The organism is Ligilactobacillus murinus (genome assembly GCF_003288115.1).
Lineage (GTDB): Bacteria > Bacillota > Bacilli > Lactobacillales > Lactobacillaceae > Ligilactobacillus > Ligilactobacillus murinus.
This window is the reverse complement of record NZ_CP023565.1, coordinates 1,742,002-1,755,981: the sequence shown is the minus strand read 5'-3', so window position 1 is coordinate 1,755,981 and position 13,980 is coordinate 1,742,002. Positions and strand designations below refer to the sequence as shown.

Annotated in this window: 11 protein-coding genes and 1 pseudogene; 10 read left to right on the top strand and 2 right to left on the bottom strand. The window is 36.4% G+C overall.

Annotated elements, in window-relative coordinates; translation table 11 throughout:
• Positions 1-23: 23 nt before the first annotated feature.
• A complete protein-coding gene (locus tag CPS94_RS08720) occupies positions 24-1,802 on the bottom strand; it encodes a restriction endonuclease FokI C-terminal domain-containing protein (RefSeq protein ID WP_112193792.1) in 1,779 nt (592 codons plus the stop codon).
• A gap of 148 nt (positions 1,803-1,950) precedes the next feature.
• On the opposite strand from CPS94_RS08720, the gene CPS94_RS08715 reads away from it, so the two are divergent.
• The 8 genes and pseudogenes from CPS94_RS08715 to CPS94_RS08685 all read left to right on the top strand — a co-directional run bounded on the left by CPS94_RS08715 (position 1,951) and on the right by CPS94_RS08685 (position 9,189).
• A complete protein-coding gene (locus CPS94_RS08715) occupies positions 1,951-3,927 on the top strand; it encodes a Dam family site-specific DNA-(adenine-N6)-methyltransferase (RefSeq protein WP_112193790.1) in 1,977 nt (658 codons plus the stop codon).
• A gap of 161 nt (positions 3,928-4,088) precedes the next feature.
• Positions 4,089-4,475, top strand: a pseudogene (locus CPS94_RS08710) (DHHA1 domain-containing protein); the annotation flags it as partial.
• 91 nt (positions 4,476-4,566) lie between these two features.
• Complete coding sequence (locus CPS94_RS08705) at positions 4,567-5,493, top strand: ABC transporter ATP-binding protein (protein ID WP_112193788.1); 927 nt, start codon at positions 4,567-4,569, stop codon at positions 5,491-5,493.
• Positions 5,490-6,269, top strand: coding sequence for an ABC transporter permease (locus CPS94_RS08700; RefSeq protein WP_076150147.1), 780 nt, complete (start codon positions 5,490-5,492; stop codon positions 6,267-6,269). The genes CPS94_RS08705 and CPS94_RS08700 overlap by 4 nt, the downstream gene beginning before the upstream one ends.
• Entirely contained in the window at positions 6,266-7,036 is a 771-nt protein-coding gene (locus CPS94_RS08695; protein WP_112193786.1) for an ABC transporter permease, read from the top strand. The genes CPS94_RS08700 and CPS94_RS08695 overlap by 4 nt, the downstream gene beginning before the upstream one ends.
• A 14-nt stretch (positions 7,037-7,050) precedes the next feature.
• A complete protein-coding gene (locus CPS94_RS11370) occupies positions 7,051-7,209 on the top strand; it encodes a hypothetical protein (RefSeq protein WP_162626431.1) in 159 nt (52 codons plus the stop codon).
• A 58-nt stretch (positions 7,210-7,267) separates the two neighbouring features.
• On the top strand, positions 7,268-8,452 hold the full coding sequence (locus CPS94_RS08690; protein WP_112286468.1) for a YcaO-like family protein: 1,185 nt from the start codon (positions 7,268-7,270) through the stop codon (positions 8,450-8,452).
• 74 nt (positions 8,453-8,526) lie between these two features.
• Complete coding sequence (locus tag CPS94_RS08685) at positions 8,527-9,189, top strand: LytTR family DNA-binding domain-containing protein (protein WP_112193780.1); 663 nt, start codon at positions 8,527-8,529, stop codon at positions 9,187-9,189.
• A 116-nt stretch (positions 9,190-9,305) separates the two neighbouring features.
• Here the strand turns inward: CPS94_RS08685 and CPS94_RS08680 are convergent, their stop codons facing one another.
• A complete protein-coding gene (locus tag CPS94_RS08680) occupies positions 9,306-10,001 on the bottom strand; it encodes a GntR family transcriptional regulator (protein WP_112193778.1) in 696 nt (231 codons plus the stop codon).
• A 123-nt stretch (positions 10,002-10,124) separates the two neighbouring features.
• On the opposite strand from CPS94_RS08680, the gene CPS94_RS08675 reads away from it, so the two are divergent.
• Both CPS94_RS08675 and CPS94_RS08670 read left to right on the top strand, forming a co-directional pair.
• On the top strand, positions 10,125-12,011 hold the full coding sequence (locus tag CPS94_RS08675) for a beta-glucoside-specific PTS transporter subunit IIABC (RefSeq protein WP_112286467.1): 1,887 nt from the start codon (positions 10,125-10,127) through the stop codon (positions 12,009-12,011).
• Positions 12,012-12,023: 12 nt separating this feature from the next.
• Positions 12,024-13,502, top strand: a complete 1,479-nt coding sequence (locus CPS94_RS08670) for a 6-phospho-beta-glucosidase (protein ID WP_112193774.1) — start codon at positions 12,024-12,026, stop codon at positions 13,500-13,502.
• Positions 13,503-13,980: the final 478 nt, after the last annotated feature.

Sequence of the window (13,980 nt, the reverse complement as noted above, 5' to 3'; positions counted from 1 at the left end):
AACACTAGTTGAGGCGATAAATATTATATCTTTGATTCACTACTAGAGAAGCGAATGACCTCGTTTTTCATGTATTTAGGTAAGTCATTGACATCAAGATTCCCTTTCATAACAGCATCAGCACCAAGCAAAAGTTGTTGAACTTCTAGTCCGCCCCCATTAACATGAGACCGATGATTAGTTTGCTTTAATTGTTCGGTAAAGGTAGGTAGAAATTTACCTGAAACCCAAAGATAGTAATAGCTATCTTTAGGGATAAATTCACTAAAATTTTCCCACCATCTATTAGGATTACGAAAAGTATCTCTTTCTTGATTATCCTGGATGTATCTAACCATTTCATCAATTTGTGAAATATATTTTCCGTAGCCTTTTCCGTAAGCTTTTGTATCGAGAATAATACCAAAATTATCGTTATATATGACTCCATCAGGCTTATTTTGACCACCTAAATGTATTGAAGATAGACCATAACCTTCTTTAAATAAGCTTGCGGTAATGATTTCAAAGTCACGATTTCTATCTTTATCAAAAGCGATATCAAGTAAATTAATATATTTTTCTGGAAGATCTGTGATGCGACGAAAGTGGTTCTTGAGTTTTTCAGAAGAAATATCACTTTCCGCTGGGGTAAATGTTTGATTTGGAATTGAAAAATCATGTATTTTATCTAGTAAAGAAACCTTATTTCCGGAAAGTTTGATTCTCAAACCAAATGAAATCAACTTGTTTAAATCCGCTATCAGTGTCTCTTTTTCTTCAGGAATTCCGCTATTTTTAAGTGCATTAAGCAATGAGTCGATAGTATGGTGATTTTTTAATAGTTTTATAGTTAATGCACGACGTGTTCTAATGAAATCACGAGTTTGTTCATTGTCTTTTTTGCCTCCAATAGCAAGGAATTCCCACATAATAAATTTGGTTTTTACAGTTTTTTTGGACGAACCAATAGATTGGTTAAATGCATGTAGTCCGGGTCCAGTGATAGAAAATTCCTGAAATCCAGTAATATCGTTGCCTTGAAAATTCTGATATTTTGAGGTTGTTTTTTTCACGAGACCTAATTTAGAAAGCCAATTTGCAATCATGCGAGCATATTTATCACTAGTTCCTTCTACATCTGAACGAATCTTTTTTTGTTCTTCTTTGGAATTTGTAGATTTTAACCAATCAATCATTAATGATTCATCGTATGAGGAAAAACCTTTCTCACCTACAAATCCTAATTGGTTGCCAATATAAAACTTTGTTAGAGATCTTTTTGATTCTGCGAGCAGAGACAGTACTCGAGTGGCAGGGGGATAACCAAGTAAAGCATTAGTTAAAATATTATGCTCCTCGGTGGAATTTGCCGCTACTTTAGACAACTTTTTTCCGGATTCAGTAATAGAAAATGTGTCAGTTTCTCTATTATATCTTACAAAACCAAGGCTGACTGCCCAACGCAAATAACCATCTGATGTCCAATTATCAGTATAGAGTTTTCCCTTTGTATTTGCGGACTGTGGAAGGATGGTAATTTGAAGAAGAGAGTTGGCGACGGCATCAGACCTTCGTCTCGGGGACTTGTGTTTCTTGTTAACGCTAGTACCAACTAGGTCATAGTAGCTAAATTCACATATTTCATTATCTAACATTGATTGTAATCGTTTTTTATCTTCGTCAAAGAAGATAACATCTTGAATGATATACCTTTTCAGTTTTGTATATTGATTAGAGCTTGGATCGAAAACCTCAACTGTTTTTTTTAATTTTTCAAAATCTGAGGGATTTTGTACCCAGCCAAATGTCCTATATTTCAAATTTAATTACCACCTTTCTATTCATTCTCTCTAATGATAACATTTTTGTATGTTATGTAGGTATAACTTATGGGATAAAATATCTTGTTAATGAATACATATTGGGGTATGATAATATAACAACAAGGATGAAAAGGGATGTTATTTTATGAGATATATTGGATCAAAACGGTTATTGTTAAGAGATATAGAGAAAGTTATATCTACTCATAGCGATGGCTCGGAACAAACATTCTTGGATTTATTTGCTGGGACAAATATAGTAGGAGAGCATTTTAAAAAAAAATATACGATTATTAGCAATGATATGCTTTACTTCAGTTATGTCAATGCCAAAGCAATAATTGAAAATAATAACATTTTAACATTTAATGGATTAAAGAGAATAGGGATAAAAGATCCATTTGTGTATTTTAACAATGATGACAATATAAAACCTACTGGGCATTATTACGAAGAAGCTTATACTCCAACCGGTGGAGCTATGTATTTCACTGTGGAAAATGGAAGAAGAATTGATTTTATCAGAGATAAGATCGATGACTGGTTGGGTGCGAAATTAATAACGGAAACGGAATATAATTATCTTGTTTCAGCTCTAATTCAAGCTGTTCCTTTTATTAGTAATATAACTGGTACATATGGAGCTTTTCTTAAAAAATGGGACAAACGTGCACTCGGAAAGTTAGTGATGAAGCCATTAGCTGTTACCAACAATTATCGCAAAAACAGATCCTATAATGAAAATTCAAACCAACTTATCAGACGTATGGACGCAGATATTGTGTATATTGATACACCATATAATTCACGACAGTATGCTTCTAATTATCATTTACTAGAAAATATTGCTCGTAATAATAAGCCAGTACTAAAGGGAAAAACCAAAATTTTTGATTGGCAAGAATTGCGTAGCGACTATTCTATGAAAAAAAGAGCATTACAAGCAATGGAGGATCTAATTAAAAACATAAAAAGTAGACACATTGTTCTCAGTTATAGTAATGAGGGAATCATTCCAGAGAAAGAACTCATTGAGTTAATAAATATGTACAGTACAGTTCCAGCTGAAATTCATCGTATTGACTATAGAAAATATGAATCTAAAGTAAAATCTAAAATTAAGGGACTAAATGAGTTGTTGATTTACTTTAGTAGACAAGATGATACAGAAAAAATAAGGGTGCCGAATGTGAAAGAAGAACCTATGGTAACTACCTGGAATCCACAAGAAAAACAAAAATATATAAAGAGTCCGTTGAACTATATTGGGGGGAAATACAAGTTATTGCCACAAATTTTACCACTATTTCCTGACAAAATAGTTACTTTTGTTGATTTATTTAGTGGAGGAGCTAATGTTGGGATAAATGTAAGTGCTGACAAGCATGTATTCAATGATATGAACTATCGCGTTAATGAAATGTTTCGATATTTTAGTCACTACACGCCAGATGAATTAGTTGAAATGATCAATAAAAAAATACGACAATATAGTTTGAGCAAAACTAATAAAGAAGGGTATTTGAAGTTTCGGGAAGACTATAATAATGATCCTGACCCATTAAGTCTATATGTTTTAGTTTCATATAGTTATAATTATCAAATACGGTTTAACAATAGTATGGAATTTAATAATCCTTTCGGTAAGGATCGAAGTAGCTTTAGCCAAAATATGGAGAAAAATCTCCGAGCTTTTGTTGATAAATTGAATAATATAGATGCAGAATTTACTGATGTTTTTTTTGATGAGTATGATATTTCGTTATTATCAAAAGATGATTTTGTATATATGGATCCACCATATTTGATAACAACTGGAAATTATAATGATGGAAATCGTGGTTTTGTTAATTGGGGGGAAGAACAGGAAAAGAAAATGTATCAAATTATGGATTCCTTGACGAATAAAGGTGTTAAGTGGGCTTTAAGCAATGTTTTGGAACACAAAGATAAAACTAATGTGTTGTTAAAAACGTATATAAACAATCATGAAAATATATATGTTGAACATTTAAAATACACTTATAAAAATTCATCGTATAATACTAAGAGAAGATTTAGTGACGAGGTGCTGATTACTAACTATGATCCAGGGAATTGGCGTACTGATAGATTATTCTAGGAATGTGCTATTTAAAATAACAATGAGGTTGTAACATATAATTATATAATTGTTAATTAAGGTAGCTTGGCTGACAATATGGAACAAGAAAAGGTAAATTGCTAATGGAAATAACATTAATGGCATTAATAATGGAAACAAAAGAAGAATACCCGAAAATAAAATTGGATGGGCATAGCTTTGGTGTTGTCTATGCTAGTGATTATAAGTCTGAGATCGCACATGCATTGTTGAAACGTTACGATGTCGATGCTGCCTTAGTGATCGATGGGCACAGCGTTTCTTTACGCTCTAATGGACGGCTAGATGTGGCTAAATTTGCTGCTGAATATTTTGGTGGCGGGGGCCATGCTGATTCCGCTGGTGGAAAATTAGAAGTTGAACCACTTAAAGTTGCTGAACAAGCAGTGATCGAGTCGATGCGTCAACGCTCCACGCTAAATGCTGATGTTGCTAAACAAAATAATAGTGAGAAAGCTTCATTAGCTGACCAACTCGATCCAGAAATGGCAGCCAAACTCGCCGCCTTATTTGGAAATGCTGATTAATTAAATCCTGCTCTGTAAGTGCTAAATCCTGTATGGCACTTGCAGAGCTTTTTTTGTTGCCTTAAGCTTAGGGCAAAAAGGGGATGAAAAAATGATCGAGGTCAAAAACGCGACACTACAGTATACAACTTTTAAGCGATCACAGGGCTTAAAAGGCGTCATGCATGATTTTTTCAAGCGCTCGGTCATTCAGGTCGAGGCACTATCTGACATTTCATTAACGATCAATGAAGGGGAAATGATAGGTTTGATCGGCAGAAATGGAGCTGGAAAAACAACATTGATCAAATTATTGACCGGAATATTGCCTTTAAGGCAGGGAGAAATAAAGATCGATCAAATGTTGCCCTATCAAAGGGAAAAAGTGTTCCTAAAAAATATTGGTGTTTTATTGGGACAAAGATCGCAATTGATTTGGGATCTACCAGCGATCGATACCTATGATATGTTGGCTGCCATTTACGAACTACCAAAGCAAATGTATAATGCTCGTTTGACTTGGTTGAGCGAACAATTGGAAGTAACTGAACTGTTATACATTCCAGTACGTAAATTATCACTGGGTCAACGAGTGAAGTGTGAGTTGATCGCGGCTTTGCTACATCGACCGAAGTATTTGTTTTTAGATGAGCCCACCTTAGGACTAGATTTTGTAACACAAAAGACTATTTATAAGATCTTGCGCCTTGAAAATCAATATCATAAGACAACGATCATAACCACGTCGCATTACATCAAAGATATTGAGCAATTAGCAGATAAAGTAATTATCTTAAACAAGGGAAAAATCATTTTTAATGACAAGTTAGAGCAGTTACCAAAAGAACTAACCACCGAAATTTTATTTGATATTGATTTCTTAAATTCAAAATCAGTGGAGAAAAATCTAACGTGTGCCCCAGATAAACTAAATGAAATTCTGGCTAAAATACCCGCAGAAAGAATTTTACGTGTCAGTCAAAGAGGTATGGAATTAGAAGAATTGATCCTGCAATTTATTAAAGGGGATAGTATATGAAATACTTGTATGTTTTTTTAGCTAGTTTAAAAGCAAAATTGATCTATCGGACTAATATCGTACTAGAGTATGGGCTGACTATTTTGCAGGTAGGAGTTAGTATTTTTGTTTGGGAGGCGCTATATAGCCAGAAAGCTTTGGTAGTTCCAAACTATAGTCTGGAAAAATTAAATGCCTACCTTTTTCTAGCCAATTTTTTAGCGCTGAGCTTCAGTGTTGCTCCAGCCTTTAGATTAGCGACGCAAATAAAATCGGGGCGTCTCTCAACGCTTCTTGAACGGCCTATTTCTTTATACGGTGAGCATCTGGCATATTTTATAGGCGATCAGTTTCTAGGGATAGTGATAAATTTATGCTTAGTAGTATATTTTGGGTCTTTATCGGGAATTTCAGTATTAATGTTACTTCTCTTAGTAATATATCTGGCTTTTGCAGGCGTAATGTTTTTTTCTTTGATGATGATCTTAGGAATGCTGGCGTTTTGGTTGATCGAATTATGGCCACTGCGTTCATTTGTGACAGCGTGCTACTTATTATTTGGGGGACGTTACTTTCCGTTGTCACATTTACCTAACAAGGTTTTTATAGTAATTCAATATAATCCTTTTTCTCTAGTTACTGACATACCAGCGCGCTTTTTAACTGTTGGTCTGTCTGGATATGAATTGATGCAATACTTAATTGTTACGCTTGGATGGACATTTATATTTTTAGTGATATATAGGCTTATTTTAAAGCATGGATTACGTCTATATGAAGGAGTCGAGAGTATATGATGCGTGTGTTAAGCTGTGCTTGGGATAAAAGTCTTAAACAGTTTATGATCTATCGAGCAACAGGCTGGTTAACTTTTTTGTTAGCAATTATTTTCTATGCAATAGAGTATGTAACAGGATATGTATATTTTTCGAGCAATACGTCGGTAAATGGTTGGGATCGTACTGATTATTTAGTATTAGTGACGGGTGTATCAGTTATGGTGTCGGCCTACAACTTTATATTTATTTTGGGTCATGAAGAACTAAGCGAGCTAATTGTTGATGGGGGCTTGGATAGTTTATTGCTCAAGCCATTAGATCCGTACTGGTCGGTGATGTTAGTTGGTTTTGATATGCCTAGCTTGGTAGAGTTAGTTGTTACAATAGCGGTATTTATTTATTTGCTCCAGAACTATACTTTAGGGATCATAAAAGTTTTTATGATCATATGGGCTCTGATCATGGGTGTAATGATGATTTTTTTATTGAATAGGATATGCATATGTTTTAATTTTTGGCTGGCTAAAGTAAGTTCATTAGGTGGTGTGATAGAAGACTTAACGAGTATGCTCAGTAGACCAAAAGTGTTTTTTCCGACTATTATTCAGTTAGTTTTTACATTTGTAGTTCCTATATTAACAGTCACTAATATGCCGGTCGAAATTATAAAAGGGGATGGTAGTGTTAAAGAACTTGTGTATTTCTCGCTCGCCTGTGTAGCGCTATATTACTTATCGCGTTATGAGTGGAACCAAGGGATGAAGAATTACTATTCTGCAAATTAAAGGAGGTGATAAATATGGGCTCAGCAAGGACAGAAATCAATGGTAAACGCATCGGACGTGGCTTTGCATCTTTGTCAGACAAGCAAAAGCAATTTTTTGAAATGCTAGAGAATAAAAAAGGTGTAAGTCTAAATGATCTGATGGTAAGCGGTGCAAAAGTTGTTAAGTATTAGTGTTTTAAAGCTCGTAACAAGTTTTGTTACGAGCTTTTATAAATTAGGGGGAATAAAGATGCTTAATATTGAGAGGGAATTTTCGACGGAAGAAGCTAAGAAATTTGCCCTGAATTGGGTAAAAGAACAAGGTTATACATACGAGGAACAAGAATTTAGCACAAATGATCATAAGTTTAAAATTTATCGTGGAATTTTAAAAAAAGGGAAGGAAGTAATTGCGGTTGGTAATGGAAAAGGATTAGGTGACGAACCATTAGTGGGTGCAATATTTGAAACGATTGAACACTTTTACTATAATTCGCAAAGGCATAGAGAACATATAATTTTTTCAACGCAGAACTTAAAAAGACAATTGAAATCTTTAGGAGTCAATAGCTATCCTATAAATCTGTTACATAGCCGGTCAGCTTACGTGCAAGTTGATAAATTTTTAGGGATAAATAACAATGAAAGCTTTTATTATCCATGTGTATTGAATGATGTAAATTTTAAAGATAATCATGACGATAATGATATATCTGGCTATAGATCAGACAATGGTTATGCTATTGGGGCAACAAAAAAAGAGGCGGTACTACATGCATTAAATGAAGTTATAGAACGTGATTCTATTTCAAAAGTATTAATAAGATATGGTTTGGGAATTTATGATGATTGTGATTGTTGGGAGGTTGATAAGAAAACATTACCATATGATATTAGAGTATTAATAGAGTCAATTGAGACAACATCTGGTACAGAAGTTAGATTAATTAGAATACACAATGTTTATTCTATACCTACGATACTATGTGTATCTAAAGGTAAAAAATGGAAATATCCATTATATGGAGCAGGAACATCTTTAGATTTAGAGTATGCAACAATCAGAGCAGTAACAGAATTACTGCAACTAATATTATTATTTGGTAAAGAAGACCAATTATTATTTGAGAGATTAGATAAACAATGGAAAGAATATAACTTAACTAAAAGAATGCTAAGGTTTGAATTTTTAAGTAATAGACCAATAAGAAATTGGAATTATAGGAAAGGTAAGAAATTTCACAAAAATGTTGATGGATTGATAGCGGAAGAAGTTAGTAAACTGGAAAGATGTAAAAGAAGGACTTACGTGAGGAATATTTATGAAGGAAATGGAGTATATGTTGTTCAAGTAATAGTTCCGGGAACGGAGTTGTTTAACTTAATTTTAGAAGGTTCAGTGTTATTGCCTTGTAATTATTATGGAGAGCAATAAAGAAAAATTCATTCAAAATATTTTACCCACGGGGATAGTTTTGCGTTAAAATTACGCTAAAGGGGGAATGAAAAATGCAGGTTATGTATTTTGTACCGACAGCATCGTTAGATTCAAATGCCAAGTTAAAAGATTACCTGGCGAAAGGACCTTGTTGTGATGAACTTCAGACTTTAGAGAAGACGTCAGCACAAGTCTGGATCGTAGTTTTGACCCAGAAGTTGTGCCAACAGACTTTGGCAACCTGTAAGTTACGTCAGCAGTTGGATCCAAGTCAAAAATTTATTTTCTTAGTTGATCAAAAAGAGCTTTGCTTTTGGATGTATCGCTATCAATTACAGGTAACTGCAGTTATTTTTTGTTATGCTAAAACATGGTATCAAGAATTGATGGCTGCATTGCAAGAGCTTGAGAAAGCTACGGAACTTTGCTTTAAAAGCAGGGGAAAAGTCATCAAAGTCGAGCTTGAACAGATCTGTTATGTGGAGTCACATTGCTCTAATACACATGCTGCTGTTTTGTGGCTCATGGATAAACGACCGCTCCAAGTTCCTAAGAATTTGCGTATTTTAGAAAAAGAAAATCCTCGTCTCTGGCGCAGTCATCAGAGTTATCTCCTTAACCCGGGAAATGTCTATATGTTAGATAAGTTGAACGCTACTGCGACTTTTGTTAATGGTCTGAAATGTCCGATCTCACGTCAAAAATTCAAGACTCTAGCCGAACGCTTTGCGTAAATTAGCAGATCTTTATCACATAGTAATAGCCACTGGTAGATCCAACTTGAGCTACTAGTGGCTATTAGTGTGGGCAAGAGCTAGCCAAAATAAAAAAGCTAGCCCTTAGCCAGCTTTTACGCGTTACTTTGGATAAAAAACTTGGAATTTTCATAATGGTAGGTCGTTGTTGAATAATCGAACGGCTCACCTGAAGTCAGATAATAGATCTCGTTGATGGTAAGTGCAGGATCACCTGTTTTGACACCTAGGAGGTCAGCCGTTTTTTGATCGAGTTTTTTTACAGTTAGGTACTTGTCTGAAAAACCGATCGCGATACCTAATTCACGTACATAATTGAAGATCGAACCTTGCGCGATCTGTTCATTGAGATACATGATGATATCTGTTCTAAAATAAGATTCTTCTAGACACAAAACATCAGCATCGATATAGCGTAGACGCCGTATTTCATAGACCTCGGTCTGCTCAGAGCCAAAGACAGCTTGAACTTTTTTGGGTGGTTTGATCTTACGTAACGTTAAGACTTTTGAAGCCATTTTATGCGTGGGCAGATCAGCAGTAAAGCCGTTATTATCGATCAAATTGACGTAATCAGCCCGTTTTGGTCGGCGGACAAAGACGCCACTACCTTGCACTTGATAGATCAGTCCACGATTTTCTAGCCGTTCTAAAGCTTTAACGATCGTACTTTTGCTGACACCATAAAGTTCCATTAGTTCAGCTAATTTGGGGAGTTTTTCGCCTTGAGAGAGATCTTTTTCAATGATCCAAGCTTCCATTTTATCAGCAATTTCAAGATATTTAAGCAATTCCTTCACCTCACTATAAAAAATTATATCACAAAATTGAAAACCTTTTCTTGACAAATTGTGAATGCACAATTATTATATAAATATACAATAAATTAAAACGTTTACAAAGGGAGTGGCAAGATGGCTGAAAAAGTTAGAGATTACAAAAAATTAGCGCAAACGATCGTTGATATCATTGGCGCCGACAATATCGTAAGTGCAGGACACTGTGCAACGCGCTTACGTTTGGTGTTAAAAGAAACACCAGCTGATGCTAAAGAAAAGATCAGCGCTTTACCAGGCGTCATTACGGTCGTTGAAAATGGCGGACAATTTCAGATCGTGATCGGTCCGCACGTTGTTGATGTTTACAATGAATTTAAGAATTTAGTTGATCTTAGTGAGAGCAATGATTTAGAAGCTGAAAAAAAGAGCATCATGAGTCGTGTGATCGCAACGATGTCAGCCGTCTTTGCTCCTTTTATCTATATTTTAGCAGCGGCTGGTTTATTACAAGGGCTCTTGATCTTAGGCAAATTAGCTTTCCCAACTTTTGAAGCAACGGGCACGTATAAGATCTTTGATATGATCTCATGGGCACCATTTACGTTTTTGCCGATCTTGATAGCGATCACAGCATCGAAACATTTTAAGACCAACACCTATATTGCAATTGCATGTTGTGCAGCGTTGGTCTCACCGACCTTAGCTGAGTTGACACAACAAGTAGCTAGCGGTAAAGCGATCGAGCTGTTTGGCTTACCATTGTCCCAAACGACGTATACATCATCAGTCTTACCGCCACTTATCTTGGTTTGGATCTTATCATACGTTGAGCGTTTTGTAGAAAAACGTTTGCCAGGTGTGGTCAAGCAACTCTTTACGCCGTTGATCTGTTTAGTTTTGATGGTACCTTTGACCTTATTAGTTTTAGGCACAGCTTCATCTGTTGTGGCAGCTGGGATCGCTAATGGTTACAACTGGCTGGTCCAAGTTGCACCACCGTTAGCTGCTTTGATCATCGGTGGCTTTTGGCAAGTCTTTGTTATCTTTGGGGTCCACTGGGGGATCACGCCAGTTATTATGGCTAACTTTGACATGTATGGTCGTGATAGCTTCCAAGCTTTCCAAACGATCGCTGTGACAGCGCAAGTAGCTGCTACATTAGGCGTCTTTTTGAAAGCTAACAGTAAAGAACTCAAAAATGTTTCACTTTCAGCTGTGATCACTGGCCTTTTTGGGATCACAGAACCAGCGATCTACGGTGTTACGCTACGTTTTAAACGACCTTTCATCTATGGCTGTGTAGCTGGTGGGATCGGTGCTGTCGTGGCAAGTTTCTTTGAACCATATTATTTCGCTTATGCCGGCTTACCAAGTATTTTGACGAGTGTGAATGCGATCGATCCTAAGATGCCAATGTCATTTATCGGGCTTGTGATCGGCTTAGGGGTAGCGATCGTAACCGCGATCGCATTGAACTTGATCTTTGGTTTTGGTGAAACCCCAGCTAAAGATGAAAAAATAAAAGCTCAAGTTGAAGATGCACCCGGAACCCCAGTTGAAGTGCTCAAAAATGTTGCGATCTCTTCTCCATTACAAGGTGAAGTGATGCCTTTGAGCCAAGTACCTGATGAAGTCTTTTCAAGTGGTATGATGGGCCAAGGGGTGGCGATCATGCCAACTGATAATAAGGTCTATGCTCCGTTTGACGGTAAAGTTGCTATGGTGACTGGCTCCAAACATGCGATCGGGCTTACCGCAGATAATGGGATCGAGTTGTTGATCCATGTCGGTCTAGACACCGTTCAATTAAACGGCGTACCTTTCAACTATAAAGTGGCTGAAGGTGATAGATTTAAGGCAGGCGATGTCTTATTGGAATTTGATCTAGCTGCGATCAAACGTGCAGGGCTATCACCGATCACCCCGATCATTGTGACAAATAGTGCAGCATATGCAATGATAACACCAGAAAATGAACTAAAAAATATCAATACTGATGAACCGATCTTACAGATCAACTAATGGAGGAAAAATATGCAAAAAGATTTCTTATGGGGTGGCGCAGTAGCTGCTCATCAATTTGAAGGTGGCTGGAATGAAGATGGCAAGGGCCCAAGCGTGATCGATGTTTTGACAGCTGGAGCTAATGGTGTGCCACGTAGATTGACCGATAAGATCGAGCCAAATGAATTTTATCCTAACCACGAAGCGATCGATTTTTATCATCACTACAAAGAAGATATCGCACTTTTTGCACAAATGGGCTTAAAGTGTTTTAGGACCTCGATCGCTTGGACAAGGATCTATCCAAAAGGGATCGAAGAAGAGCCAAATGAAGCAGGTCTCAAATTTTACGATGATATGTTTGATGAATTGTTAAAATATGGCATTGAACCAGTGATCACTTTATCACACTTTGAAATGCCACTTTATCTAGCAAAAGAATACGGTGGTTTTCGCAATAAAAAGGTGATCGAGTATTTCGTCAAATTCGCTGAAACTGTTTTTAAACGCTATAAAGGCAAGGTCAAATACTGGATGACTTTTAACGAGATCAACAATCAAATGGATACCAACAACCCACTCTTTTTGTGGACTAACTCAGGCGTGACTTTAGCCCCTGATGAATCGGCGCGTGAAGTGTTGTTCCAAACTGCACATAATGAGCTAGTCGCAAGTGCTAAGGCTGTGATCGTTGGCAAGCAGATCGACCCTGAATTTAAGATCGGTTGTATGGTCTCACACGTTCCGATCTACCCTTACTCATGTGATCCAATGGATATGCAGGTCGCTCAAGAAGCGATGCATGAACGCTACTTCTTCCCTGATGTTCAGGTGCGTGGTCACTATCCAAATTACGCTAAAAAAGAGTGGGAACGCCAAGGCTATAATTTAGACATCACGCCAGAAGAATTGGCGCTTTTAAAGCAAGGAACGGTCGATTATATCGGGTTTAGCTACTATATGTCCACAACTGTTAAAGCTGGTGCTAAAAATGATAATTTAGAAACAACGACTAACGGTGGGATGGAAAATGCAGTTGAAAATCCATATATCAAATCTTCAGATTGGGGTTGGGCGATCGATCCAGTTGGATTGCGTTACACACTGAATAATCTCTATGAACGTTATCAAAAACCATTATTCATCGTAGAAAATGGCTTTGGTGCGGTCGATCAACTTGAAGCCGATGGTACGATCCATGATCAAGCACGGATCGATTACTTGACTGCACATATCAAAGAGATGCAAAAAGCGGTCGACTATGATGGAGTTGAACTCATGGGATATACTCCATGGGGCATTATCGATCTAGTCTCATTTACGACTGGTGAGATGAAGAAACGCTATGGGATGATCTATGTTGATCGTGATAATGAAGGCAAGGGGACGATGAAACGTTATAAGAAGGATTCCTTTGCTTGGTATCAACAGGTGATCAAAGACAATGGGATCAAGCCAAAATGTCTTGTTCATAAAGATAAGAACTGCGAGCATGTGGTCAACGATTAAATTAGAGGCTGTGACATAAGTCTCTAAAAAACGGTCGTAAATGGACTTTAAAAATTGTTCATTTACGGCTGTTTTTGTATACTATAAAAAAGTATCAGAAACCACCTGATATCCATACAGAGACTTTTATAGAGAAACAAGAGCTAAAAAACGAGATCTAGACACTATTACTGCGCAACAAGTTAGTTATAGAATTAAAACTAAGATCGAGCAAGTCCTGAGAAAAGAACGGGGAATATTGGCTAGAAGAAAACGAACACTGAACGATAATACGTCATTATAGCTCTAATATTAGGTGGATATGGTATTCATCGTCACTAGCTTAAAAAGACGAATACTAAGAAGGTCGTAACAGAAAAAGTTGAAAGAAGATAAACGTTGAAACTAAAAAGGAACATTCTACAAATACTGATATAAAACTAAATAAAAAATTGTATTTTGATTAGATCGAAACCATGGTAGAATATCTTCATAAAAG

What these genes read in the sequence shown, in the direction of transcription:
- CPS94_RS08685 (WP_112193780.1), top strand. Translation starts at nt 8,527, where the DNA reads ATGCAGGTTATGTATTTTGTACCGACAGCATCGTTAGATTCAAATGCC.
- CPS94_RS08675 (WP_112286467.1), top strand. Translation starts at nt 10,125, where the DNA reads ATGGCTGAAAAAGTTAGAGATTACAAAAAATTAGCGCAAACGATCGTT.
- CPS94_RS08705 (WP_112193788.1), top strand. Translation starts at nt 4,567, where the DNA reads ATGATCGAGGTCAAAAACGCGACACTACAGTATACAACTTTTAAGCGA.
- CPS94_RS11370 (WP_162626431.1), top strand. Translation starts at nt 7,051, where the DNA reads ATGGGCTCAGCAAGGACAGAAATCAATGGTAAACGCATCGGACGTGGC.
- CPS94_RS08715 (WP_112193790.1), top strand. Translation starts at nt 1,951, where the DNA reads ATGAGATATATTGGATCAAAACGGTTATTGTTAAGAGATATAGAGAAA.
- CPS94_RS08695 (WP_112193786.1), top strand. Translation starts at nt 6,266, where the DNA reads ATGATGCGTGTGTTAAGCTGTGCTTGGGATAAAAGTCTTAAACAGTTT.
- CPS94_RS08670 (WP_112193774.1), top strand. Translation starts at nt 12,024, where the DNA reads ATGCAAAAAGATTTCTTATGGGGTGGCGCAGTAGCTGCTCATCAATTT.
- CPS94_RS08690 (WP_112286468.1), top strand. Translation starts at nt 7,268, where the DNA reads ATGCTTAATATTGAGAGGGAATTTTCGACGGAAGAAGCTAAGAAATTT.
- CPS94_RS08700 (WP_076150147.1), top strand. Translation starts at nt 5,490, where the DNA reads ATGAAATACTTGTATGTTTTTTTAGCTAGTTTAAAAGCAAAATTGATC.